Annotated in this window: 22 protein-coding genes and 2 pseudogenes; 2 read left to right on the top strand and 22 right to left on the bottom strand. The window is 36.4% G+C overall.

The genetic code is table 11. The features are described 5' to 3' along the window. Positions 1-196: 196 nt before the first annotated feature. The 6 genes and pseudogenes from JOOMADRAFT_RS19560 to JOOMADRAFT_RS19540 all read right to left on the bottom strand — a co-directional run bounded on the left by JOOMADRAFT_RS19560 (position 197) and on the right by JOOMADRAFT_RS19540 (position 4,762). A pseudogene (locus JOOMADRAFT_RS19560) lies at positions 197-1,782 on the bottom strand (type IV secretory system conjugative DNA transfer family protein). 11 nt (positions 1,783-1,793) lie between these two features. Further along, on the bottom strand, positions 1,794-2,864 hold the full coding sequence (gene mobB / locus JOOMADRAFT_RS19555; protein WP_008616472.1) for a MobB family relaxase: 1,071 nt from the start codon (positions 2,862-2,864) through the stop codon (positions 1,794-1,796). A gap of 11 nt (positions 2,865-2,875) precedes the next feature. Further along, positions 2,876-3,268, bottom strand: coding sequence for a BfmA/BtgA family mobilization protein (locus JOOMADRAFT_RS19550; protein WP_008616471.1), 393 nt, complete (start codon positions 3,266-3,268; stop codon positions 2,876-2,878). Positions 3,269-3,677: 409 nt separating this feature from the next. After that, positions 3,678-3,875: a hypothetical protein gene (locus JOOMADRAFT_RS20050; protein WP_008616470.1), complete on the bottom strand. Its 198-nt coding sequence runs from the start codon at positions 3,873-3,875 to the stop codon at positions 3,678-3,680. A 23-nt stretch (positions 3,876-3,898) separates the two neighbouring features. Further along, the gene (locus tag JOOMADRAFT_RS19545; protein WP_008616469.1) at positions 3,899-4,348 is read right to left on the bottom strand and encodes a JAB domain-containing protein; all 450 of its coding nucleotides are present in this window, start codon (positions 4,346-4,348) and stop codon (positions 3,899-3,901) included. 69 nt (positions 4,349-4,417) lie between these two features. After that, positions 4,418-4,762: a single-stranded DNA-binding protein gene (locus tag JOOMADRAFT_RS19540; RefSeq protein ID WP_008610593.1), complete on the bottom strand. Its 345-nt coding sequence runs from the start codon at positions 4,760-4,762 to the stop codon at positions 4,418-4,420. 712 nt (positions 4,763-5,474) lie between these two features. Here JOOMADRAFT_RS19540 and JOOMADRAFT_RS19535 point away from each other — a divergent pair. Further along, positions 5,475-5,804 (top strand): YegP family protein, encoded by a 330-nt coding sequence (locus tag JOOMADRAFT_RS19535; protein WP_008610594.1) that lies wholly within the window; start codon positions 5,475-5,477, stop codon positions 5,802-5,804. Positions 5,805-5,896: 92 nt separating this feature from the next. Here the strand turns inward: JOOMADRAFT_RS19535 and JOOMADRAFT_RS19530 are convergent, their stop codons facing one another. The 16 genes and pseudogenes from JOOMADRAFT_RS19530 to JOOMADRAFT_RS19455 form a co-directional block, all read right to left on the bottom strand. Then, positions 5,897-6,073, bottom strand: coding sequence for a histone H1 (locus tag JOOMADRAFT_RS19530; protein WP_008615214.1), 177 nt, complete (start codon positions 6,071-6,073; stop codon positions 5,897-5,899). A gap of 667 nt (positions 6,074-6,740) precedes the next feature. Beyond that, the gene (locus JOOMADRAFT_RS19525) at positions 6,741-6,953 is read right to left on the bottom strand and encodes a heavy-metal-associated domain-containing protein (protein WP_008616468.1); all 213 of its coding nucleotides are present in this window, start codon (positions 6,951-6,953) and stop codon (positions 6,741-6,743) included. A gap of 20 nt (positions 6,954-6,973) precedes the next feature. Further along, a complete protein-coding gene (locus tag JOOMADRAFT_RS19520; protein ID WP_008616467.1) occupies positions 6,974-9,235 on the bottom strand; it encodes a heavy metal translocating P-type ATPase in 2,262 nt (753 codons plus the stop codon). Positions 9,236-9,353: 118 nt separating this feature from the next. Beyond that, complete coding sequence (locus JOOMADRAFT_RS19515; RefSeq protein WP_008616466.1) at positions 9,354-10,148, bottom strand: cation transporter; 795 nt, start codon at positions 10,146-10,148, stop codon at positions 9,354-9,356. Between the two features lie 18 nt (positions 10,149-10,166). Beyond that, positions 10,167-10,733 carry a helix-turn-helix domain-containing protein gene (locus JOOMADRAFT_RS19510; protein WP_008616465.1) on the bottom strand — a complete coding sequence of 189 codons (567 nt, stop codon included), beginning with the start codon at positions 10,731-10,733 and terminating at the stop codon, positions 10,167-10,169. Positions 10,734-10,996: 263 nt separating this feature from the next. Beyond that, entirely contained in the window at positions 10,997-12,799 is a 1,803-nt protein-coding gene (locus JOOMADRAFT_RS19505) for an efflux RND transporter periplasmic adaptor subunit (RefSeq protein ID WP_008616461.1), read from the bottom strand. Between the two features lie 11 nt (positions 12,800-12,810). Next, positions 12,811-13,293, bottom strand: coding sequence for a DUF305 domain-containing protein (locus JOOMADRAFT_RS19500; protein ID WP_008616455.1), 483 nt, complete (start codon positions 13,291-13,293; stop codon positions 12,811-12,813). A gap of 22 nt (positions 13,294-13,315) precedes the next feature. Beyond that, positions 13,316-14,026, bottom strand: a complete 711-nt coding sequence (locus tag JOOMADRAFT_RS19495; RefSeq protein ID WP_008616453.1) for a PepSY domain-containing protein — start codon at positions 14,024-14,026, stop codon at positions 13,316-13,318. A 769-nt stretch (positions 14,027-14,795) separates the two neighbouring features. Continuing rightward, on the bottom strand, positions 14,796-15,356 hold the full coding sequence (locus JOOMADRAFT_RS19490) for a DUF3347 domain-containing protein (RefSeq protein WP_040880317.1): 561 nt from the start codon (positions 15,354-15,356) through the stop codon (positions 14,796-14,798). A 22-nt stretch (positions 15,357-15,378) separates the two neighbouring features. Beyond that, positions 15,379-15,831, bottom strand: a complete 453-nt coding sequence (locus JOOMADRAFT_RS19485) for a heme-binding domain-containing protein (RefSeq protein ID WP_027884428.1) — start codon at positions 15,829-15,831, stop codon at positions 15,379-15,381. Then, the gene (locus tag JOOMADRAFT_RS19480; RefSeq protein WP_008616448.1) at positions 15,831-16,463 is read right to left on the bottom strand and encodes a DUF3347 domain-containing protein; all 633 of its coding nucleotides are present in this window, start codon (positions 16,461-16,463) and stop codon (positions 15,831-15,833) included. Before JOOMADRAFT_RS19480 ends, JOOMADRAFT_RS19485 begins: the two co-directional genes overlap by 1 nt. Positions 16,464-16,514: 51 nt before the next feature. Further along, positions 16,515-16,901, bottom strand: a complete 387-nt coding sequence (locus tag JOOMADRAFT_RS19475; RefSeq protein WP_008616446.1) for a DUF302 domain-containing protein — start codon at positions 16,899-16,901, stop codon at positions 16,515-16,517. Between the two features lie 21 nt (positions 16,902-16,922). Continuing rightward, positions 16,923-19,290: pseudogene (locus JOOMADRAFT_RS19470) on the bottom strand (multicopper oxidase domain-containing protein). Beyond that, complete coding sequence (locus JOOMADRAFT_RS19465; protein WP_008616442.1) at positions 19,287-20,504, bottom strand: TolC family protein; 1,218 nt, start codon at positions 20,502-20,504, stop codon at positions 19,287-19,289. Before JOOMADRAFT_RS19465 ends, JOOMADRAFT_RS19470 begins: the two are co-directional and overlap by 4 nt. Then, positions 20,501-24,241, bottom strand: a complete 3,741-nt coding sequence (locus JOOMADRAFT_RS19460; protein WP_008616440.1) for an efflux RND transporter permease subunit — start codon at positions 24,239-24,241, stop codon at positions 20,501-20,503. Before JOOMADRAFT_RS19460 ends, JOOMADRAFT_RS19465 begins: the two co-directional genes overlap by 4 nt. A gap of 134 nt (positions 24,242-24,375) precedes the next feature. Continuing rightward, positions 24,376-24,792, bottom strand: a complete 417-nt coding sequence (locus JOOMADRAFT_RS19455) for an HYC_CC_PP family protein (protein ID WP_008616438.1) — start codon at positions 24,790-24,792, stop codon at positions 24,376-24,378. A 290-nt stretch (positions 24,793-25,082) separates the two neighbouring features. Here JOOMADRAFT_RS19455 and JOOMADRAFT_RS19450 point away from each other — a divergent pair, with 290 nt between their 5' ends. After that, positions 25,083-25,505: an HYC_CC_PP family protein gene (locus JOOMADRAFT_RS19450; protein ID WP_008616436.1), complete on the top strand. Its 423-nt coding sequence runs from the start codon at positions 25,083-25,085 to the stop codon at positions 25,503-25,505. Positions 25,506-25,519 lie beyond the last annotated feature (14 nt).

Genomic DNA, 25,519 nt, shown 5'->3' with positions numbered 1-25,519 from the left:
TAACAGTACATACAGCAGACAGATTCCCCATAATATAATTCTCCTTACCTTCATTTTTCATGTACTTAAATGAATTGGTTTGAGGGGGAAATAATTTATTTTGAATAAAATTAATACAGGTTTTGGATTAGCTTTTATCAAAAACTGGACAATTGTTATTGAAAACAGGCTTTTTAAATATCTTGAGGATGCTATCTCAGGAAGCTTGAAATATCCCCTTCACCTCCTTATATATCCTTTTATAATTTTCTTTTAGTTCTTTAGCTGTATAGACTTTTTCTGGTAAAGGTTTGACCTTATCAAATTCAGGCACTGGAAAGCGAATCTTTCGATCTTTTCCATCTGCAAAGCTGATAAATTCCCCTTGCCGTAAACTAAAAACGTACTTGCTCTATTTTTAGCAATTTCTCGTTCTCCTGTGGTAATTCTAGCTTCAAAGCTGAGCGAACTACTTTTAGTAACACTCCTGGTTTTTGTTTTTATCATCTCAAAAAACTGTTCATAATACTTTGCGGTCAAGGGATCATTCGCCTTGCCAAAGAATTGATAGGATAGGTTACTAAGAATCGCTCTACTTCCCTTGTCCCCGTACATCATGTCATTCTGGACTTTATCTTGTAACACATAAACGGTGGCGATATCAAAACTTCGAAGGGTCGCTGGTATTCGATGCATGTTCAACAGTCGCAAGGTCGGCGCTTCTTCCATTAACAAAAAAGAGGGTGCTGCATTTCTAACTGACATCTGTTTTACAGCCGTATGCATAATGGTTGCAATCACGGGCGCATAGGCTGCCTCATAAAGTGGATTGTTTACCACTGATAAAACAGTAGGTTTTGGAAGTCGGTTTAAATGAAGTGGTGTTTCATCGGCTGATAAAGCCATAAAGAGTCGCTGACTGCTAATTTTCTTTAGCGCATTGGAAAGTGTGCTCTTGACCCCTGCCGTTTGTTTTTCCGATTCTATCCCTTGTATAAAGGCAGCAGCCATTCCTGCAGCAATGCGATTGGTTTGTAAAAAAGCCTCTAGACTTTCTGTATCTAATAACTGATATAATATGATAAGATGGGGTAAAGTACAATAGGTAGGATAGGTACTTTTTAGCTTCCAAATAAGCCCGCTTATCAGGCCTTCCGCTGCATCTTTAAAAAAATGATTCGCTCCTTTATACGTATCAGAGGTCTGTTCCAATAGATTTTCAACTAAAACCCGCGATACTTCATACACACTTTCTTCATTGGGTAAATATCGGGGCGCTATAGGATTCACTTTGGAATATATGGTGTCTAAACAAATCACTTTAAAATCAATCCCTGAATCCTTTAATAAAGGATAAGCTAATTCCGTAATTTCAAAATGTTTGTAATCATGGATGATTCCACTAAACTGATGCTTTTTAAAATGCTGTAATAACCCATAGGTAACACTTGCTGTCTTGCCACTCCCAGCAGCGCCGATCACGGATATGCCTCTGCGAATGTTTTCCAATATTAGTTTTCCAGATTGAAGTTTTAAAATCGCTTTAAATCGTCTATCAGTACCACTACTCCCCTCTTTTGTCAAAATTCCAAACAAGATTACATTTATAAGCAACATTGGGCAATAGAGATGTATCACACTTTTAGAAATCATCTGTATATCATGCCCATAACTTCCTTCTATCCATAGAAGGTTCATCAATATAAGTGATAGAAACAAGCCATATTTACTATACCGAATCAATACAAATGCGATGCATCCCATCCCAATGAAAACCCACAAATATGTCCAAACATTTATCATCCTTCTCCACTTTAATATCCAATGGATGATGAGCGAATCCCAACATCAATTCCTTTTTTAACCTGTTTAAGTGCTTTAATTGCCAGTTGCACTTTATTGGTAGGAATGGTAGTCACGGGGACCTGTTGCTCTTTTAGTAATTTCAATGCAAGGGCTTTCTCATTTGATGGGAGTTGCAACACTTTCAAAAAGAATTTCGTAGGCTTATGCTTTAATAGCTTTCGTGCTTTATAGGATTCCACATAATTCCGATTGTATGCAAACATTCTATCAAATACCTTTTCAGCATCTTTATAAAATTGATTCCTATCGAATCCCCTTTTCACTTCTTTCCCATTGATGGTTACTTTGGAAGCTTTATAGGTACTCCCAGGAGAAAGACTTACGCTATTGGTAGCATCCTTTCTACTAACAATAATATGGATATGGGATTGATTCCCGGGTTTCTCCATCCCTTGAACAATGCGCTTGCCATGCAGCTGATGGGGCGCTTCCCTTTCCAACTGTTCTATGCGCTTATGCAGTTCTCTTTGTTTGACCAATTTCGCTTTTTTAGCAGTTGGTTGCGTTCCCTTCTGAGCGCTCTGAATTTCCATAGGAAACTTGCGAAGTTCTTGCTTGAGCTTAAGGATCTCACTAGCATACTTTTGATTTTCTATAATTTCCGTATCGCTTCCTTTGAAATAACGCTTATGCTCTAGTTTTGCATAATATTTTATATCAGCAATGGTCACATTTCTTCCATTGATTTCACGATTAAAAGAGGTTACATAGGCTTCCATTACTGCTTTGGTGTATCGTTTTAAATCAGTTACAGAATTGTTTATAGCCCTTAGTTCACGTTGACTTGGATTGATGGTAATGGAATAAAACTTAGGCTCTGTTTTCTTTAGCTTTGCGGTATTGCTATCAATTTCTTTAATAACCTCCTCCCTATTTATTGCTTCCCCATATTGATTAAAAAAATGTTCCATTTCCTCTTTGGAGACCCCTTCATTTTCTTTTTCTAGATACGCTACATAACCGCTTACACTTTGCGGATAACTGCCTTCTAATTTTTGTGCTGATATTGTTACATACATAAGCATTTCCTTTATAATTCATCTACATCTCTTTTCTTCTCTACAAACTTGGGAGGCTTTTTCTTGGGCTTCTTTTCCACAAACTTGGGTGTATCCTTGAGGGCTGCGCCTTCAAAAAGGGCTTTTAACATTGACAAAGTAGGTTTTGTCTGCGTCTTTTCTTGTTCTTTAATCACCGCAATCACATGATTGATTCTTTTTTTCACTAAGCTTTCTAAGGTCTGCATTTTAGAATCCATGCGTTCTTTTGGAGAGATCCCACTCGTTTCAAAAAATTCCAACATCACTAATAAAGTCATGGATTGAGAACACCCCAATTGTTTGCAATAGCTCCTAAATTTCTTCATCACGGATTCCTTTATTTTAACCGTCACAAAGGGTTCTTTTTCGTATCCTTTATCCATTTTTTAGTAAAATTTGTATAGGTTTTACTGGGCTAAGCGGTTTTTTTAGTAAAAAACGAACTTTAGTCTCCCCCTATTGACATGTATTTTGATATGAATTCTAGGCAATCCCTATCAAATACTAACAATTCAAATCAGTAACCACGCGTCAGCGGGTTACCCTCTTGCTACTCCATTTTGTCCCGCAGAGACAAAATTCATACATCCCACCAAGGTGGGTGCCTTATTTCAATTGTGTGATATGGTCATATAAGGAAAGTCAAATCGTCCGTTTGGAAAGCTGTCAAAACGAACCTATTTTTATGACCAAAAAGGCTGCTGCCTTACGATTTAAAGATACTCATTTCAAGGGATTACACATAAAAAAAGCCCATCATAATCGATGGGCGTGATTGTTGTTATTTGCTATTTAGATATTGAAAACATACGTATAATTGTATAGATTTCGTATCGCTTCTTCTTCCAATAGGGATTCATAATTTACATAATGTTCCCTAGCGTAGTGCTTTAATTGTTTCCCAAATCGATTTTCCACATCTTTTTTGGACATGGAAAGCAACCGATTTTGGGTTTCGTTATCGAGGTTGTTATAATTTAAATAGACCATTATAGTATACTTTAAAATTCAATTTATAACAAACCATTATCTGCAAAACTGAAGTACTTCCCATCGGGGCTTAAAATAATATGGTCTAATACTTTCACATCAAGATACGAACCTGCTTTGCGAATCTTTTCCGTGATTTCCTTATCCAATTCACTGGCCTTGAGTGTACCACTGGGATGGTTATGACATAAAATAACCGCTGTACTAAGGCTCTTTAGTACGACTGCAAATAAAATGCGGATATCAACCAGCGTACCCGTAATTCCGCCTATGGAAAGCGTATAAACTCCTTTTACCTTATTCGAATTATTTAACAATAAGACTTTAAAAGTCTCTTGTAAAGCGATGGTATTCATATCAAAGGATTGTAAAAGAATAGCAGCAGCTTTGCTACTACTGGAAATAGTTGTTTCACAACTGGTCAAAAAACTTTCTTTATACGAGAGTTGAATTTCATTAACTTTGTTTAACATAACTATTCAATTTTAAATTGATCCGAAATAGTTAAATACAGCAGGTCGGGGGACCTGCTGTATTGCTTTTTAACTTGCTTGGTTTCCACCAAGAAATAAAATCTCTGAAACGATAACCTCGGTTACATAGCGTTTTACGCCTTCTTTGTCTTCATAGGAACGTGAGGACAGTTTTCCTTGAACGGCAATCTCTTTCCCCGTAAATACATAGTCTTCGATAAGAGAAGCTACTTTCCCCCAGGCAACAAGTTGATGCCAGTCGGTATTGGTTTGTTTCTCGCCTTTGGAGTTTTTAAAGTTCTCATTAGTTGCTAAGGAAATTCTAGCTACTTTTTTGCCATTGTCTAAAACGGTTACTTGTGGTTCTTGTCCTACGTTTCCGATAAGTTGCACTTGATTTTTTAAAGTACTCATAATTAAAAAATTTAAAAGGTTACTAAATGCCCTTTGTCTGCAAGCCTTTGAGTGAAGTTCTTTAGCAATGAAGTTTCTTGAATTTTTCACTAGTTTAAAAAATAGTGTTCAGTATTTCATTTAAAAGATTCATCCTATTAATAAGCTAACATTTTAAGGGGTGTTTGTTTGCCTTCTTGCGTGCATAGCACTTATAAAAGCAGTAGGTTCTGTCAAGACTTTTGAGCAGAAATCAGGAGTGTCTGCTGACGCCAGTAAATCCTAGGATTTACAAGGAAGTAGAAACCTTATTTCTAAGCAAAACTTGTTATAGTCTTGACAGGTTCTATAGGGGTTTAGGAATGCTTAGCCGATACATTTTTGCAGGCGTGTACGGGAAGTTAAACGCCTAAAAAAATGATTTCGGGTTAGCAATCCTTAGACCACTACCGCTGTTTTTCGTTATCCCGAAAAACAGGTAACGGCTTCTTTTATTATAAAACCCTTAAAATGTGGGGAAGACTCAATTTTTATTTTCAGGACTTTGCCGAGTAAATCCAAAAGAAGGATTTACCAAAAAGGCTTTTTAGAAAATGAAAAATGAGGAGCGCGGTGGATTTAAAAAAATACTATCTTAAATAGACTGATTTATACTCTTAATTTTTTCAATAACGTATAGGATATTTTGAAACTTTCTCTAAAAGTTTTATATTCAAACTAAAATTAACAAACCATGGGAAAATTTGAAATAAACACCGATACATCTGATAAATATCGGTTTAATCTAAAAGCTACGAATGGACAAGTCATCTTAAGTAGTCAAGGGTACACTACTAAATCAGCTTGTGAGAATGGTATCGACTCTGTAAAGAAAAATGCTCAAGATGATGCAATGTTCGAACGGAATACCGCCAAAGATGGAAGTCCGTTTTTTAATTTAAAATCGAGTAATGGTCAAGTAATTGGTACTAGTGAGATGTATTCGAGTACTTCGGCTATGGAAACTGGAATCGCTTCTGTTAAATCAAATGCACCTGATGCAGCAATAGTAGATAATTCTTAACTATAAATACATAAACGCTCTCTTTTGCTATTACTATAATAGCGATCATGATAAGGCAGACTAACACCAATTAGTCTGCCTTTTTTATTTACCTATTTTTTTCCTTCTTCAACTGACACTTTTCTAAACTCTTTAAAAAGCTTTGTAAGCTCTAAAGAGGCTTTACGCGCTCTGGTTCCAGCTGCTTTATTTCCACTTTCTAGTTGCGAGTTTGCATCTTTTTGAAATGATTCGAATTCGGCTTCGATCTTTGAAATTAAATCTTTCATGGTATTTTTTTTAAATTCAGGATGCAATATAAATAGAAAAATGATTTTTTCTTACAGATCTTAAGATGTACATCAGTTACTATTTCTTAAAATTCTTAACGAAAAAGTTCAGTTTTACGAAGGGATGTTTTATAATCTCCTAACTGATTATTCCTCCACCCCTAATCCTAATAGAATTTCCAAAACGTAGGTATCCTTAAAACAGTTCCAATTGATTGCTTTGTTTTGCTTTCAGTTTTTGAGCCGCTATGTATTTTTTCCATTGCCTAGTTTGGCTCTCAAGGTTAAGGAATTCAAGGAGGTAGGCTACTGGGGTTGTACTGCTTAATTCTTCCTCATGCAACCACATAGACCGAAATTCAGATTTCACTTAATACTCCTTTGAGCGTTTAATTTTATAAAAATCATCCTACTATTTCTCTTTGTACATCCTAATCTATGGTACTATGATAAACTGAGTGCCATAGCTTACTCTATTTATACATCCTCGTAATTTGAGTTAAATTAATTTTTCAATATTGCTTCTTTCCCATAAATAAAATTATTTACTTGAGTTTCTTTTAGAACAGGATTGGCACCACTTTGAGCGTTTTGCTTTTCTATAAAAATGAACAGCAAAAAGAACAATCACAACCGAAATAAAAATATAAGCCATATTAAAAACGTATTAATCTACAGGTTCGGCCTTAAATCCCACTTTTTGCAAAGTCGCCTTTACATCTTCTTCGGTTACACCATCGCTTTCAATGGTTAGGATTTTATCAGGATTAGAGGTATCTACTTCCCAACTTTCTACACCTTCTTGTTTGTTTAAAAAAGGGGTGACTTTTGATACGCACCCACCACAATTGATATTTGTTTTAAATTTTAAAGTTTTCATAGTATTGAATTTATTTATTATTAAAGTTTTACTCGTTTAAGTCTTAAGCTATTTGCAACTACGGATACACTACTGAATGCCATTGCTGCACCTGCAATCATCGGATCCAACAAAAACCCATTTACAGGATAAAGAACTCCCGCTGCAATTGGAATGCCAATAATGTTGTAAATAAATGCCCAGAATAAGTTCTGACGTATGCCCAACACGGTTCTTTTTGATAGTTCCAATGCTTTTGGGATAGATTGTAAATCTGATGTTATCAAGGTCATTTTTGCTACATCCATTGCGATATCCGAACCTTTGCCCATAGCAATACTCACATTGGCTTGCGCCAAAGCGTGGGAATCGTTTATGCCATCACCAACCATCGCTACTATCTTTCCTTCTGCTTGTAATTTTTCAACAAAAGCAGCTTTGTCCGAAGGCATCACTTCTCCTTGGTAATTTGTTGTTATTCCTACTTGTTTTGCGACAGCAGATGCGGTTTTATTGTTATCTCCAGTAAGCATATAGACCTCAATGCCTCTTTCTTGAAGCGTTGCTATGGCTTTTTTTGAAGTTTCCTTAATCTTGTCAGCAATGGCGAGTATCGCCAGCACTTGCTTTTCATTGCCAAAGAAAATGACCGTTTTAGCCTGCTCTTCGAGACTTTCTGCCGTTTGCATTAAGGAAGCGTCGATTTGAATATTCTTTTCAACCATTAGCTTATGGTTTCCAACATAGTATTTTGAACCATTTTCTGTTTGAGCTTTTACCCCCTTTCCTGTGATACTTTCGAAGGAAGCCATTTCAGTTTGTTCAACATTTTCATCTTTTAAGTGGTTGACTACAGCCCCTGCCAAGGGATGTTCTGATTGTGCTTCGATAGCCAAAAGAATTTTTTTGTATTCATTGCTATTTTCAAGTTTATCCTTCCAAAGCATATCAGTTACTAATGGTTTTCCTTCGGTAATAGTACCAGTTTTATCAAGGATAACAGCATTCACTTTATAACCGAGTTCCAAACTTTCGGCATCTTTTATAAGAATATTATTTTCAGCTCCTTTGCCTATGCCGACCATTATGGCAGTAGGCGTTGCCAAGCCCAAGGCACAGGGACAAGCGATAACCAATACGGCTACAGATGTCAATAAGGCTTGCGAGAAGCCATTGTCGCCACCTACTGACATCCAGACGATGAATGTAATAATAGATATAGCCAATACGACAGGAACAAATATTCCAGCAATTTTATCGACCAGTTTCTGAACAGGTGCTTTGCTTCCTTGGGCTTCCTGAACCATTTTAATGATTTGGGACAATAAGGTTTCTCCACCTACTTTTTCGGCAGTAAATTGAAAACTCCCTTTTTGATTTACCGTGCCTGCAAATACCTTTTCATCTTTTATTTTTTCAACAGGAACAGGTTCTCCCGTAATCATACTTTCATCTACATACGAGCTTCCTTTAGATACTTCTCCATCCACAGGAATCTTTTCTCCCGGACGCACTAAAATGGTCTGACCTACTTGAACAGACGAAATAGGAATTTCCTTTTCTTCACCATTCTCAATAATTTTCAACGTTTTAGGCTGTAGTCCCATTAATTTTTTAATGGCTGAAGATGTATTTGACTTTGCCTTTTCCTCCAATAGTTTCCCCAAGGAAATAAAGGTTATAATTACCGTTGCCGCCTCATAATAAACGTGAGGCTCGATACCACGATTCAACCAAAATTCAGGAAAAAAAGTGTTGAACACACTAAACAGAAAAGCGATTCCTGTACTCAAGGCTACAAGCGTATCCATATTTGATTTACCGTGTTTGGCTTGCTTGAAAGCATTGATGAAAAAGCTACGACCGAACCAAAAAAGAATTGGAAAAGTCAACACCAAAGAAATCCACTTACCTGGTTCCCATTGCATAAAAAACATTCCTAATACAAAAATGGGAAGGGTAAGTATGGCCGACCAGATAGTACGGTTTTTTATGTCTTGATAATGTTTTTGCTGTAGTTCTTGTTGTACTGCTGAAGGATTCTCCGCATCAATGATTATGTCATAACCAACTTCGCGAAGTGCATTTTGAAGTTGATTAGGACTCAACTCTTTGTCGTACTCTACAAGAACAGAACTGCTCGCAAAGTTTACGCTAGCATCAAATACGCCATCTGTGTGTTTTAAAACGGATTCAACGCTTGCTGCGCAAGATGCGCAGGTCATACCTATAACTGGGAATGATTCTTTTATTCCCTGTTTAACATTCTTTTTTTCGGTTTCAAATATGTTGATTGTCTCCATAAACCCATTCTTATTTGTACACTGCAAATTTCAGGATTAAAGGACTTTAATGTGTTACATTATATGCTGAATGATTTGTAGAATTTGCTGATTAAAAGAATATCTGAATTTAATATGTTTATTTACTCAAATTTAATATTCTTAAAGCACCTTGAATTACTAAAACAAAGACAATCGTTCCTATAATCAAATCTGGTTTATTGGAATTCAACCAGTAAACTAAAAGTCCAGCAATAATTACACCTGTATTTATAATTACATCATTTGAAGTAAAAATCATACTTGCTTTCATATGTGCCTCATCTTTACTCTTTGACTTTTGCAAAATGTAAAGACAAATTCCGTTTGCTATAAGTGCAAATATCGAAACGATAATCATTGTGGAAAAGTCGGGAAGTTTTTCCGCTCCGAAAAAACGCCTTAAAACTTCCAAAAATCCTATTGTAGCAAGTAGTATTTGAAAATATCCTGCAATTTTAGCTATTCTTTTCTTTTTGATTAATGTGCCACCTATTGCAAATAAGCTAATTCCATAAACGAAACTGTCTGCTAGCATATCTAAACTATCGGCAACAAGTCCCATTGATTCAGAAATCAGTCCTGTTGCCATTTCAATAACAAAGAAAGCAAAGTTTATTCCGAGAACCGTCCAGAGTAATTTCTTTTGGTTTTTATGTTCTTTGAATTCGATTTGGTCTGTTTCTTCTGTTGTGAGTAATTTTCCGCCTAAATTAAGTTGTAAAATTGATTGTTCTATTTCATCAATTTGACCTTTGTGAAAAACGGTCAGTTTTCGATTAGTAATATCAAAATCGAGATTCGCTATACTCGAAACCCCATCCAATTTCATTCGGATTAGATTTTCTTCCGAAGGGCAATCCATTTGGGTTATTTCAAATATTGATTTTAGCATTTATTTCTTTTATTAAATTTAAATCTCATCCAAGGATTTTCGGTTTTTGCCCATCGATTTCTTAAACTGTGATGGTGTCATCCCAGTAATTTTCTTGAACTGATTGCTTAAATATGCAACGCTACTATAATGTAGTTGAAAAGCTATTTCACTTAAGGTTAGTTCATCGTAAACTATGAGTTCTTTTATACGTTCAATTTTTTGGTTGATGATATATTGCTCAAACGTGATGCTTTCTACTGACGAGAATAGGGAACTTAAATATTTGTAATCCAAATTAAGTTCACCACTTATAATATCTGCCCATTTTAAATCGGTTTCGTCGTTGGAATGATGTATTTTCTCAACAACCAAAGTTTTCATTTGCTCAATAAGTTGACTTTTACGGTCGTCAATCAAACTGAAACCTGAATTTTGAAGGGCTTCGGAAAGCTCTTTTTTGGTGTTTGCATTTAATGTTGACACTAATTTAACTTCTCCCAATTTAATAGAAGCATAGGATATTTCAAGTTGTTTTAAAATATTGGATACTGCCGAGATACATCTTGGGCAGACCATATTTTTAATATAGATAATCTCTCTCATATAATACTTGTCTTTAAAACAAGGTTAACCCAGATTTGTGTAGAGAATAGTAAACAGCAGCTATCGCAGCAATTACAAAAATCAATACTATCACAACAAAAGCTATAATTTTATCTTTTTTTGTGATATTACTTTTAGGTTGATGCTTCTTCCTTTCATTTTTTCGTCTATTTCTTCTGCTTTCACTCATTATCGTTCGCCATTATAAAACCAAGATTATTTTTTGGCCTTATGTAGATTACTTGATTAATCCGTAATTCGTTTTATTTTAAAGTTGCTTTTACCTCTCCACAGGTTAACATAGCCTCTCCATAATATGGATTTCGCACTTCTTCTTCCAAACTTATCCAATAGGCACCTTTATTGTTATTGGCCATTGGGCAAAACTGGATATATACATTTTGGTTGACCCCAAAAAGCTGTACACCACTTATCATATGTGCCGAAAGATGCTTGAAATGCCCTCTTTGTGCTGCTATGTCTGAACTGTTCTCAATAGCATTTGCAGATGATTTTAGTTCCTTTTGAATGGTCATCCAATGGTTATGCGCCTTTTTATCAGATAATAACTTCATATCCACTTTTTTCAAGGACTGGTTGATTTGTTCTCCTGCTTGTTGAGCACCCTTGGTATCATCGTTTACCAATGCATCCTTTAAAAGAATATAATCATCAAAAACCTGTTCTAACTGATTCTGAAATTTGTTTGAAACCCTAATTCTTTCCTTCATTTGAGAATGATTGGTTACATCCATATTTTCTCCAGAACCATCTTCTTGCATTCCCAAATGTCCTTCGTGTCCTGTCATAGTTTTACCTCCTTCTTGATTCATCATTGATTTTTTACCCTGAAGCTGTGCCGCGGCATCTACTGTAAACGTGCCGTTAGTTACCACTTCATCTCCATTTTTTAAACCTTCAAGAACGGTATAACTATCGCCAGTGGCATTGCCCAATAAAACTTCTTTCATCTCAAAAACAGCTTTATTAGGGTCTGTTTTGACATAGACCACAGAACGTTCGCCCGTCCACATAACAGCCGTTGACGGTACAGAAACGGTGTTCTCTGTGCTCGTTCGAGCACCCTCGATTTTTCCTTCCACAAACATTCCCGGCTTAAAGAGGTCTTTTTTATTTTGTAAAACAGCTCTCACAACCACCGTTCTTGTAGCAGAGTTTAATAAGGGGGCAATAAACGAGACCTTGGCGTCAAACACTTCATTTCTATAGGCATTGGTGGTTACTTTAATGGTTTGTCCTTCTTTTAAGGACGCAATTTGGTTTTCGTAAGCATCAAATTCTGCCCATACTGTATTGAGATTGGCAATTTTGTATAAGGGTTGTCCTTGTTTTACATAGTCACCTTCTTCTACCATTTTCTGTGTTACCGTTCCTGATACGGTTGCGTACACAGGAAAGTTTTCTTGTACTTTCCCAGAGTTTTCTATGGCGTTGATTTGCTTTTCTGAAAGTTTCCAAAGTTTGAGCTTGTTTCTAACAGCTTTATATAATTCTGGTTGCGATTCTTTCAATGATGAAGCGGTAAGCAGTTCTTGTTGTGCCGCAACTAATTCTGGCGAATAAATAGTTGCCAAGCGTTGTCCTGCGCCAACACGTTCTCCTGTTGAATTAACGTATAGTTTTTCAATTCTTCCTCCAAAATATGTGACCTGTACGGCATTTGACTCTTCATTTGCTTTTATCTTTCCAGATAATTTTAGGGAATTATTTCCTATTTGTCCTTGTCCCACAAGTGACGTTTGAATATTGGCTAGAGCCATTGCGTTATCGGTCATTTTGATTTCATTGGCATTGAGGCCATCGGCACCCGATTCAGCTGGAATTAAATCCATTCCACATATTGGGCAGTCGCCAGGTTCTGGTTGCATAATCTGTGGGTGCATAGAACAGGTCCACATTTGATTAGTAGCAATTTCTTCTGAATGTTCGTGATTGTCTTTAGCACTATTTGTTGCCTTATCAGTAGAATCTCCACCGAACAGTAGAAAGCCACCTAGAAGGCCAACAATCAAGGCAATACCTATATAAATGATGTTTTTTTTCATTGTCTTTGTTTTTATTTGTTATTTTCTAATCGTTTAATCATTGCTTTCATTTCTGCAATTTCCTTTTCTTGTGCTTTAATTATATCATCTGCTAATTTCTTCACTTCCGGGTCTTGTATATCCGCTCGCTTACTGGTTAAAATGGCGATAGAGTGATGCGGAATCATAGCTTTCATATAGAGCACATCGCCAATAATTGGGGCCTGTACCCTCACAAGGCCTAACGCGCCACCAAATAGAACAATACTTCCAAGAACAATTGCTATATTTTTCTTTTTGTTTTGGTACATATTACGCATTGTTACAAACATAATAATGGCCATAGCGGCAATACCCAAACAGCTCATATAAAATCGGGTAAGACTAAAATAGACGTGGTCAATTTCATAAGAGTTTAAGTACATTGTAACGTACATTGCTATGAAGGATGCCACGAGCATACCTACAAATTTTGTGTAGTTGTTTTTCTTTGAATTTTGATTTGAATTTTCCATTTTATGTTGGTTTTAGTGTTACTTATTTTCGTTTCTTTTTAACCAATTTTCTAATTGTGGGCGACGATATGTACCAAAGTAAGAACCCACTTAATACTGTAATTAACCCTAACAATGAAAACGCCCGCAGGATTATGGTATTAAAGTTGTCCCTGCCTTGATAGTCCATAGTGTGGTTCATCCACAAAAAATCGAACCAGCGCCAGTTTCTATGACGAACGGTCTGAAATGCACCATTTTCTATGGCGACATAAGCCTTCAAGTTTTGTGGGGTTTTATATGAAATCTCATAGGCTGGTAATGGACGACCACGGTATTCGTGATGTGCATCTACTTTCTCAATTCGTTTTATACCCCTTATTTCCAAATCGGGCAGCATATATCTATTGGCTACCTGTTTTGCTTCAGCTTTAGTAATACCATTTTTTTCATTTCCCGTTTTAGCACTAAATAAATTAGCTTCGTTAATCCAATAGTACGGCTCATTGGCTATTTCCAATAATTTTAGTGTTTGGATTGGTTCTTCACTCGCTAATTGCTCAGTCCCCAATAGGTTGGAAAAAGCAGTTTGCCGTGGCTTTTCTTTTTTGAACTGGTCGCCGTGTATTTCATCAATGTCCGTCCAGCTAAAATACATTCCGCTGATAGTCCACATCAAGAACTGAATGCCGAGGAATATACCCAAGTATCGGTGCGCTTTTCGAATCCATTTTGCTGTCTTTCTGTTGACCATACTTTCTATAATTTAATTCACAAAATATTTGACAATTATTCCACCTACCAACCAGACGTAACAGATATAGGCAACATACTTTAAAATCTTTTCAAGCAATGGGCTTTTAGGTGCCATCCCGCTCATCGTACTTTCAACACCCTTATTTTTAAAGAACCCTAAATAGTTGTTTGTAAAACCCTGTGTTTTCAGATTTTTTTCTTGTTGTCATTAACCATTTTAATTTAAGCTCTTAACTAAATAATTGAAGTGCCAATGCACCACCAACTATTAATATTAGGATTGTATATACTATATAATTGAGCCATTTTTTAACCACAGATTTACCTATTATTTGTTGGCAACCGTTCTTGCAACATTCTTTCATTGTTATAAATTCTTTTCTTTATTGTTATTTGCAAAACCATATAAATAATACTTGAAGATGAGAGGTAAACTTTAATGAACCAACCAAATTTTTACCCCTCAAAATCAAGCATCTTCACTAAACTTCTTTTCTGCGAAATTTTAATTTGCCCGACCTAGGAAGAGAGACGCTATATTTAGGGATTTAATCTCTCTCCCAGTTCAGGCTGCTATTAACCAAATCAACTTCTCTTTTTCAAAAGTTCATTGTGCCTGACTTGGGAAGGAACTAACACTAATCATCAACATTGTTTTCCTTCCCACGACAGGACTTTACAACTATTCAGGTAACCCTGCCATCTCCTAAGCTACTGTTAACTAATAAACCAATATATTTAAAAGAGTATTAAAGGCAGGGGATTATTTATTGAATAGTTTTTTGCACTTTTCCACATTTAAGCATTCTGCTACCGTAATATGGGTTTTTTACTTCTTTGCTGGTACTCAACCACGCACTACCTTTATCGTACATTGGGCAAAATTGTTGGTAAAGCGTGTTTTTTGTTCCCGTAATAGCTACCAAATCTGTTATGTCCTTACTTAAGGTCTTAAAATGTTCGCGCTGGTGGTCTATGGCACTTTCAGAAATATGCTCGGCGTGCTCTACGGCATCTTCTATAATATCTTCTAATTCTTCTTGATTTTCTTTTGAATAACTGTCCGTATCAAAAGCTTTAAGAGAAACTACCAATTTAGACCCAGCTTGGGCTGCTTTTTTGGTGTCATCTGCAACCAAAGCATTTTTTAAATTAAAGTAATCACTTAAAATTGTTTCTGTTTTTGCATCACTTTTCATAGTTGTCATTTTACTATGATCCATTTTCATATCTTCGTGATCGTGGTTCATCTTTTTCTTTTCCTGTGCGTTGGTAAAAGAAACTGCTAACAATAGCACTGCTGCTATACTCATTCTTAAATTTTTCATTTTTATTATATTTAATTATAGTTTATAAATTGTCTTTTAATTGTGTCATAAAATTAATTACCTCTTTCGCTTCCTCTTCTGAAAAGGCTGCCTCTTTATGTATCAAAGTGTAAGAATCCAAAGGCATTTCGCCAGCTTCAATCTGTTTGACAATAGACCTTAATTTACTGGCTTTTCGTCGGTTAGACAAGGAATCCCATTTACTGAAGTTAAGCTCGGCCTTTCCTTCTTTGATATGGTCTTCCAAAAACCAAGCAACGGGTTGAATTTTATTGTACCAAGGGTATTGCGTATTATTACTGTGGCAATCATAGCAGGAAACCTGTAACTTATTTTGAATGTTCTCCGGAACATTGTTAACCAACATAAAATCAGTTTCGGGTACCGTATCACTTTGATTTCGTGTTGTGGGAATAAATTGAATTCCCACAAACGCCACCAATAGTATTATTGCTATTATTTTTACAATCCTCATTAGTTAATCTCTTTTTGTACCTTCCCGCAATTCAACATTTGACTTCCGTAATAGGGATTCTTAATGTCTTTGCTCAAACTCAGCCAAGCACTACCGCCATCGTACATTGGGCAAAACTGTTGGTAAAGGGTGTTTTCAGTTCCTGTAATTGCAACCATATCAGATACATCCTTGCTCAATATTTTAAAATGCTCTCGCTGATGATCTATATCACTTTCCGAGATATGTTCTGCGTGCTCTACGGCATCTTCTATAATATCTTTTAATTCGGCTTTTTGAGTGTCGGAAAAATTTGATGAAACATCAAAATTCCCTAAAGTTGTTGCCAGAGTTGCACCAAGTGTTTTTGCTTTAGCATTATCATCTGCAACCAACGCATTTTTAAGATTAAAGTAGTCCTTTAATACAGCTTGTGAATTACCATCGCCACTCATTGCCATTTCCTTCTTATCTCCATCGTGGTGTTCATCACTATTATCGTGATTCATTTTTGAATGGTCTTCATCAGCACTCATTTCAGAATGGTTCCCATCTGCATTATTTTGTTCATTTTTGTTGTCTTTGCAAGACATTGCTGTTAAGGTTATAAATGCTATTGCAACTATACCTAATGTTGATTTTAATTTGCTCATTTTGTTTTAATTTATGTTTGTGTTTATTTGTATTACTTTTTGAAATGTATTTTATAGTTTTTCAATTACGTTTTCTAGCATTGCAGTTATTTCATTGGCAACCTCATTCAACTTCTCATTCTCCACTGCCTGCATCGATGCCATTGGGTTTACTGCTGCTACTTCAATGGTGCCTGCTTCAATTTCCTGAACTATGACATTGCAAGGCAACATCGTTCCAATTTTATCTTCTGCTTGCAAAGCTTTGTGAGCATAGGGAGGATTGCAAGCCCCTAGAATCCTATACTTTTTAAAGTCTATATCCAGTTTTTTCTTTAGTGTTTCTGTTACATCAATTTCTGTAAGGATTCCAAAACCTTCTTCCTTTAATCCTTGTGTCACTTTCTCTATGACCTCTTCGAAGGTTCCATTGATTGTTTTATTAAAATAATAGTTCATCTTTTTTTAATTTTTAGTTGTTTAAAATCTTGCTAATAGTCCACCACCCAATCCATATCGGTTATTGTAGTTAGCTTGGATTGAAAAATTGCGCGAAAGAATGTATGCAACCCCTACCAACCATTGTGTTTCGCTTTCAAATGATTTATTATTCTCTAAATCATTGACCCATCCAAAATCTGCTCTGTATTCGTATTCGCCTTCCAAAAAAATTCTTGGAAAAATCAATAATTCTCTGTCCAAACGTATTCTTGGGCGTAGCTGATGGTCCATACTCACATCTACATTAAATCTATAAGGCGTAAAATACTTTACACCAACCAATCCTACGGTATTAAATGTATCGTAAGAATCTGGTGTTGACGTTTCGGTATTTACTCCTGCATAAACACGTACCCAATCGTTCAGATACCTATTATAACTTATTTCGGCTTCAAGATTTTGGTCGTAATCGAACTCTGTTCTCAAACCAAATTCATTTCGGATATTGCTCGACGTTAAAAAGAGTTCATTAAAATTTGAACCTGCACGAGCCAATCCCCACGAATAATAATGGTCTGTCTCATCGATAAGTTTCTGAACTGGATAATCTTTCATTCTATCATCCCTTGGGGTATCGTAACTAAACACTCTTGCCATACCACCCATCATATGGTACAATACGTGACAATGAAAGAACCAATCGCCATACTCTTCGTTATAAAATTCAATAATAACTTTCTGCATTGGTGGTACGTTCACGGTATGCTTTAATGGGGAACGTTCTCCTTTTTCATTAATGACCCTGAAGTAATGACCGTGCAAGTGCATTGGATGGTGCATCATAGTCAGGTTATTTAATGTAATTCTGGTTACCTCGCCTCCTTTTATATTTATCTTATCGGTTTCTGATAATGGAACCCCATTCATACTCCATACATAGCGATTCATATTACCTGTTAGGTTAAGCAACACTTCATTTACTGGTAAATCTGCCTTAAATTCAGTTTTTTCTTTTGCCTCTAAAAAATCATAGTTGAAGTATGTCTTTCGCTCCTCATAATCAAAAGAAGTAGAATCCTTCTGCATCATTGGCATATTGTGCATATGACCTTCCATTTTATTTGATGCTCCATTATGGCTCATTGACATCGAGTCTTTTTTCATTCCCATTGTATCATCCATCTTCATATCCATTTGGTCATTCATTTTGCCATCTTTCATCGACATCTTATCGTTCCCCATTTTCATCTCGCCGTCCTTCATATTCATCTTCATTCCGTACTTCTGCATTAAAACTTCGGGTGTATTCTTCTTCTTGTTTCCAACCATTGCAGGTGCTCCCATTTTCATATCCATTTTAGCCATTTGCTTCATCATCGCTACCTTATCAGGTCTATCAATTCTTTTGGCTGGGTAAAGAGTGCCATTACCTAACTGTATAGAGGTATGACCTGAACCATCTTGAGCGGTTGCGGTAATTTCAATAGTTCCTTCTGGAATAGTTACAATTACATCATACGTTTCGGCTATGCCAAAGAGAAATCTGCTTTTGGAAACGGGTTGCACGTCAACACCATCACTGGAAACCAACATTGGGTTACCTCCGCCAAAGTCCATCCAATAATAGGTAGAAGCCGATGCGTTAATGAAGCGAAGCCTTACTTTTTCGCCAGCCGTAAATTCTGGATACTCTGCCAGTTTTTTACCGTTGGACAAAAATGCGGGATAATAAATGTCTGCAATATCAGCCCCTTCCATACGGTCTCTCCAAAATTTAAGTTGAGCACCAAAGGCACCTTCTGAAATGACCCTACTTAATGGCACTGCTGTGCCTTTTTTAACTTGATACCACTCGTTACCTCTTTTAAGGTTTCGTAATACATTCATTGGTTTTTCATTGGTCCAATCTGATAATACCACGACTAAATCTTTATCATATTCCAAGGTTTTCTCTTTTGGATGAATGATAATAGACCCATAAACACCTTTTTGTTCTTGTAGCATTGTGTGGGAATGGTACCAATATGTTCCATTGGTTGATTGGAATCCTGTATTGGAAGGTTGTTCCTGGCTCAATCGGTGGGGTAGTTAAATATGGAACCCCGTCGTAAAAATTGGGAAGTATCAATCCGTGCCAATGCACTGAAGTTTCTTCATCCATTTTATTGGTTACGTTGATTATAGCAAGGTCTCCTTCATTAAATTCCAAAACAGGCCCAGGGATACCTCCATTGATGGTCATTGCATTGGCAGTAACACCTCCAAGTGTCATTTCGTTTTCCTCAATGGTAAGGTTATACTCCTTAACAGGTCGCCCATCTTCCTTTCTATCATTTCCGTTTGTGCCTACTTGGGCAAAAATTGAAGTTGTGAAAAGTAATAGCGTAATAATTTTTATTGTTTTCATTTTGTCAAATAATTTATGATGGCATATTCTGTATAATACCCTCTATTAGATTCGATTAAATTGATTTGAAACCTTAACTGCAATTCTTGTACATCGAGCACATCGTTAAAATCTATAGTTCCGGTTTCGTAATTCTTAATGAGAATTTCTTCGGCGTCATTCGCCTGCTTTAAATTGTCTGTTTGTACATTAAACTTAATTCTCATTGTATTTCTATTATAAATAGCTTGTGCAAGACGTGTTTCAAGGTTATTGAGCCTCTCTTCTTTCTGTGATTTTATTTCCAATTGTTTCAATTCATTTTGCTTTGTCACTGACTTATATTTATTATTGAAAATGGGAATTGAAATAGAAACCATAGGCATCACAATGTCTTTACCATTATCGGAAAAATTCATATCTGGACGTTCTGACACAGGCACATAGTCCAAACCAAAACCGATATTGGGCGCACTCTCTTTTTGGTTTAACAACTCCGATTGTTCAACCGATTCAAATAGCTTATCATACTTTATGAGTTCTGGGTTTAACTGAAGGTTTTCAGTTAAGATTAAAGCATCCTCATCTGGAATAAACATCTCTTCAACAACGGTTACTGCAATATCCTCATCCCGATTTAAAAGATTGTTGAAAGCTGTTTGTTCTGCCAAATAATCTTGCTCCAATACTTCTTTTTGCTGTACAAGTTCATTTTGCCTTATTTGCAGGCGAAGAACATCTACAGCAGATGCCTTACCAACTTCTACTGAAGTTAACGCCAAACGCTCATAGGTTTCTAAAAGCTCAATGTTCTTATCAAGCACTAATTGTTTTGCTCTGATGGCGTATAGCTCGTAATAAGATTGAGAAACTGCAAGTGCAAGTTTTCGCTTTGCAATCGCAATATCTACATATTGAGTTTCTGCCATTGAACTGGCATAATTTTCCCTTGCGGTAATAGTTCCAAACCAAGGCAGCATTTGTGATACCGAAAAGCGAGCACGTTGTGCACCTGTTCGGGTTTCGGGTTCGCTTACAAAATAACCTACTCCCACAACGGTATTTGGCAACCAATCTGCTTCATTAACTTTTTCTTCAGCTATATTATACCGCAATTCAAAAGCTTGAATCTCTGGATTATTCTTCTCAGCTTCCTGAATGTACGTTGTCAAATCTTGTGCATTCGTTTTGGCTAAAGCAAAAAAAGCAAGTACTATTACAATTACATATCTCATTTTGTAGCTCTTTTTAATTGAAATTCGTGTTTCCAGCTAAATAATACTGGTACAACAAATAGGGTTATAAGCGCAATTAACATTCCTCCAAAGGATGGAATTGCCATCGGAATCATAATATCACTACCTCGACCTGTTGATGTGAGTACAGGTAGTAAAGCAAGAATCGTGGTTGCCGTTGTCATTAAACAAGGTCGAATACGTTTTTCTCCTGCTTCGACTACGGATGCTCTAACCCCAGTTTTATCTGTTGGTTTGTTTTTGTCAAAGGTTTGCGTAAGGTAGGTAGCCATTACTACGCCATCATCGGTAGCAATACCGAATAGAGCAATAAAACCAACCCATACAGCGACACTTAAATTTATAGTGTGCATTTGAAAGAGGTCTCGTAAATTTTCTCCGAAAAAGCTGAAGTTTAAGAACCAATCTTGGCCGTAGAACCATATCATTAAAAAACCTCCCGCAAAGGCGACAGCAATTCCAGTAAAGACCATTAATGACGTTCCAACAGAACGGAACTGGAAATATAGGATTAGAAAAATAATAGCCAAAGCCAGAGGTACTACCACGCTCAATGTTTTTTCTGCTCGTAACTGATTTTCATACGTTCCCGTAAATTGATAATTGATACCCTTTGGAACGGTCAATTCGCCATTGTCAATTTTTTCTTGAATAAGGGCTTGGGCATTTTCCACCACATCTACTTCGGCGAAACCATCTAATTTATCAAAAAGGACATAGCCTACTAAAAAAGTGTCTTCACTCTTTATAACCTGTGGCCCTTTCTCATATCTAATAGTGACCAACTCACTTAACGGAACCGGACTTCCTTTTTCTACAGGCACATAAATATCTTTTAAATCGTTTGGATTTGCGCGTAATTCCCTTGGGTAGCGTACACGAATACCATAGCGCTCCCTACCTTCTACTGTTTGTGAAAGCACCATACCACCAACAGAAACCTGTATAACTTGCTGTACTTGCTCTATGGTTATGCCATAGCGCGCAAGTCGTTCTCTGTCAATATCAATAAGTAGGTAGGGTTTCCCCACAATACGGTCGGCAAAGACCGCTTCTTCTTTTACGCCTTCGGCCTGTTTTAAGATATCTTCCAATTGTACCCCAAACGCCTCAATTTCTTTTAAATCCTGTCCTTTCACCTTAATGCCCATAGGTGCTCGCATACCAGTCTGTAGCATCACCAAGCGTGTTTCTATGGGTTGTAGCTTTGGTGCTGAAGTAACACCTGGAAGCTTTGTAACCCTTACGATTTCTTTCCAAATATCGTCTGGCGATTCAATTTCAGGTCGCCAATTTCTAAAGTACTCTCCATCGTCATCTGGAATGAGCTGTGAACTTGTCACAGAGAATGGGTCTGTAATTTTTGAGGCTTTATAGTCATCATCTTCTACTTCAATTTCGCTATTAGGGTTGGTTACTAAACTGCCATCCTTTAAAACAAATAAGCCGTCTTCGTTTACCTTAAAGCGTTGTCTTTTGCGATTTTCATTTAAAATATATTCAGATTTATATTGAATAACATTCTCATACATCGATAACGGTGCAGGGTCTAATGCTGATTCTGTACGCCCAGATTTACCGACTACAGTTTCAATTTCTGGAATGCTCGCAACGGCCATATCGAGTTGCTGTAGGACGCGTTTATTTTCCTCCACACCTGCGTGTGGCATTGAAGTGGGCATTAACAGGAATGAACCCTCATTGAGTGAAGGCATAAACTCTTTACCAGTATTACGCATAATCATCACTCCAAAAATTACAATGGCAGTTGGTATCGAAAGAAATAACAGCTTATTACGCAATGCCCAATTTAAAATCCGAACATAATAATTTCTAAAAAGTGTAAATACACCCAAAAGACCAAAACAGATAAGACCAACGAAGATTAAGTTTATAAGGATACTTCTATCTACTCCCAGTGGTCTCCAATATTCCGCCAATAGGAATATGATAGCAAAAGCCGAAACAAATATATTGATGATGTTGGCGCGTTTTGACGTAATCTTTTCCTTTAGTGAAAGGAAGCCAACAACGCCAAATGCAACTAATATTAATCCAAGCGGATAGCCTAAAATTAAAGACAAAACGCCAAAAACAATCAATGCTCCATTTAGCATATAACTAAAAGAAGTTTTTAAATTTCTCTTTTTAAATAAATAGGCCGCAAATGGTGGAATTAAAAATAGGGCAACAATAAGAGATGCGGTGAGTGCTGCCGTTTTTGTAAATGCCAATGGCCTAAACAATTTCCCTTCTGCACCAATCATAGTAAATACAGGAATGAAACTAATAATAGTGGTCATTACTGCCGTTAAGATGGCGCCAGAAACTTCGGCAGTCGCATTATAAACTACCGTATTCATAGGTAGCTTTTCTTCATTTTCATCAATATGCCGCAAGACATTTTCCGAAAGGATAACGCCCACATCGACCATAGTTCCAATAGCAATTGCAATACCAGATAAGGCGACAATATTTGCATCTACATTGAACAGTTTCATAGAAATAAAGACCATCAAAACCGCAACAGGCAATAATCCGGAAATCAATACGGAAGCCCTTAAATTGAAGACCATTATGATAATCACAAAAATGGTTATCAATATCTCTAAAGTTAGCGCTTCATCAAGTGTGCCCAAGGTTTCTTGGATTAGTTCTGTTCTGTCATAAAAGGGTACGATGGTTAATTGCGAAGTCCTCCCATCGCTTAATGTTTTTGATGGAAGCCCAGAACTTAACTCGTTTATTTTTTCTTTAACATTGTTGATGACTTCCATAGGATTGGCCCCATAACGAGCCACTACAACACCACCAACAACCTCGGCTCCTTCCTTGTCCAATAAGCCTCTTCTTGTAGCAGGACCGTGTGTTACTTTCGCAATATCCTTTATACGGATGGATGTAAAATCTTTTGAAGTAACTACCGCGTTTTCTAAATCAGATAGTTTCTTAATATAACCCAATCCTCTTATAAGGTATTCAGCTTGGTTGATTTCAAGCGTTTGTGCACCAACATCTTTGTTGCTTTGTTTTACTGCTTTTACAACCTCACTCAAGCCTATGTTGTATTGCCGCATTAATTCGGGATTAACATCCACTTGATATTCCAAAACATATCCGCCGATGGAAGCCACTTCTGAAACGCCACTCGCAGATGACAACGCATATTTCACGTAGAAGTCTTGAATGCTTCTTAATTCTTGTAAATCCCAACCGCCAGTTACGTTACCGTTTTCATCACGGCCTTCCAGCGTGTACCAATAAATTTGCCCAAGACCAGTTGCATCAGGTCCCAATGCAGGATTTACTCCATCAGGTAGCAGTCCTGCTGGTAATGAATTCAACTTCTCAAGTATTCGGCTACGACTCCAGTAAAATTCGATATCCTCTTCAAAAATGATGTAGATACTTGAAAAGCCAAACATAGATGAACTTCGTATGGTTTTGACACCTGGAATACCAAGAAGTGATGTGGTTAAAGGATAGGTAATTTGATCTTCAATATCCTGTGGGGATCGACCATCCCATTTAGTAAATACAATTTGTTGGTTTTCGCCAATATCTGGTATGGCATCTACGGCAACAGGGTCTCGAGGAAGTGAGCCTGTATTCCATTCAAACGGGGCGTTTACGACTCCCCAAGCAATAAAAAGTGCAAGTAGTAGAACGGCTACTAGCTTGTTCTCGATTAAAAATTTGATGCTTTTATTCAGCATTACAATGATTATTAAACAGTTATACATCGAATAATATCTTGATAAAATCAAAACATTAAACACAAGAAATTGAGCCCAAAATAGTATTGACCATAGGGCTAATTATTCCGATATTTATCGGAAACTGTTTAAAATCAAATTAAATACGTCTCGTGCAGTTTTTGTATATCCCGTATGAGAAAGGGAACCGCATAATCTCTAAATGGTACAATGTGTGAATCAAGAGTCTCAAAGAGATTGATATAAGAATGTACAAAAGAGACAACAAAGACTTGTTGCTCAAAATTTAAGGTGTTAAAAGACATCTTCAGGTCGTCCTGACCTTCAACAACTAATTGCTTATCTGAACAGCAGGAATCATCCTGAACTTCACTTTGACAATCATTTTTGGATAGTTGTTTATCCATTCCGCAAGTTTCAACGTGCCCAAATAAAGAAGAATCCACTAAAGTATCGCCACAGTAATGACTATCAATAGTAAAAGAAACTGTTGACAATAGCACGATAAGTGCCAAACAAACGGATGATATTTTATGAAAAACTTTTTTCATTAATGTTGCAAATTTATAAAAAATTTATCTCAATTTATTTATTTAACAATTTTTTTTGATTTATCAATGTTTATTTTGCACGAAACCGCTTAAATATTATTTGCAAATAAAATTCTTTTGCAGCTTCCTTTATATGATATAAATCATAGTTCTGTTGAACTTTTAGAATTATATTTGTACTGATTAATTTTGTTGTTTTTTTGTAAAAAACTGATAATAAAATAATTGAACAGTTGAATTTTATTTTCCAAAATCCTTTAATGTTAATCAAAATTTATTAATTTTATAGTGTGAAATCTTTTTTTACTAAAATACTGTCCTTCTTTTTAGCAGTTTTTATACTGTTTTCCACCACATCCTTTACGGTAAATATGCACTTTTGCTGTAATAAAATGGTGGATTTGGCTTTTTTTAGTAAAGCAGAATCTTGTATGGAGACTGCACAGAAAAAAGATAATAATTCCAAGCAATGTACTACAATACAAGAGAAAGACTGTTGCGATAATAAGACCATCTTGAAAGAAGGAGATGACACCTTCAAGAAGGCCAATACAATTTCAGAGATTGAAACTTTAGTTTTCTTAAACAACTTCGTCTATTCTTATATCAACCTTTTTGAAGGTTTAGAGAAAAACACAGTTTCTTTTAAGGCTTATAGGCCACTTTTGCTATCCACAGACCTTGTAATCCTCAACGAGTCCTTTTTAATTTGATTTTCTACTTCGCA

The organism is Galbibacter orientalis DSM 19592 (assembly GCF_000260115.1).
GTDB lineage: Bacteria > Bacteroidota > Bacteroidia > Flavobacteriales > Flavobacteriaceae > Galbibacter > Galbibacter orientalis.
Note: the sequence above shows the minus strand (reverse complement) of the source record. Positions and strands in the feature narration are given on the sequence as shown.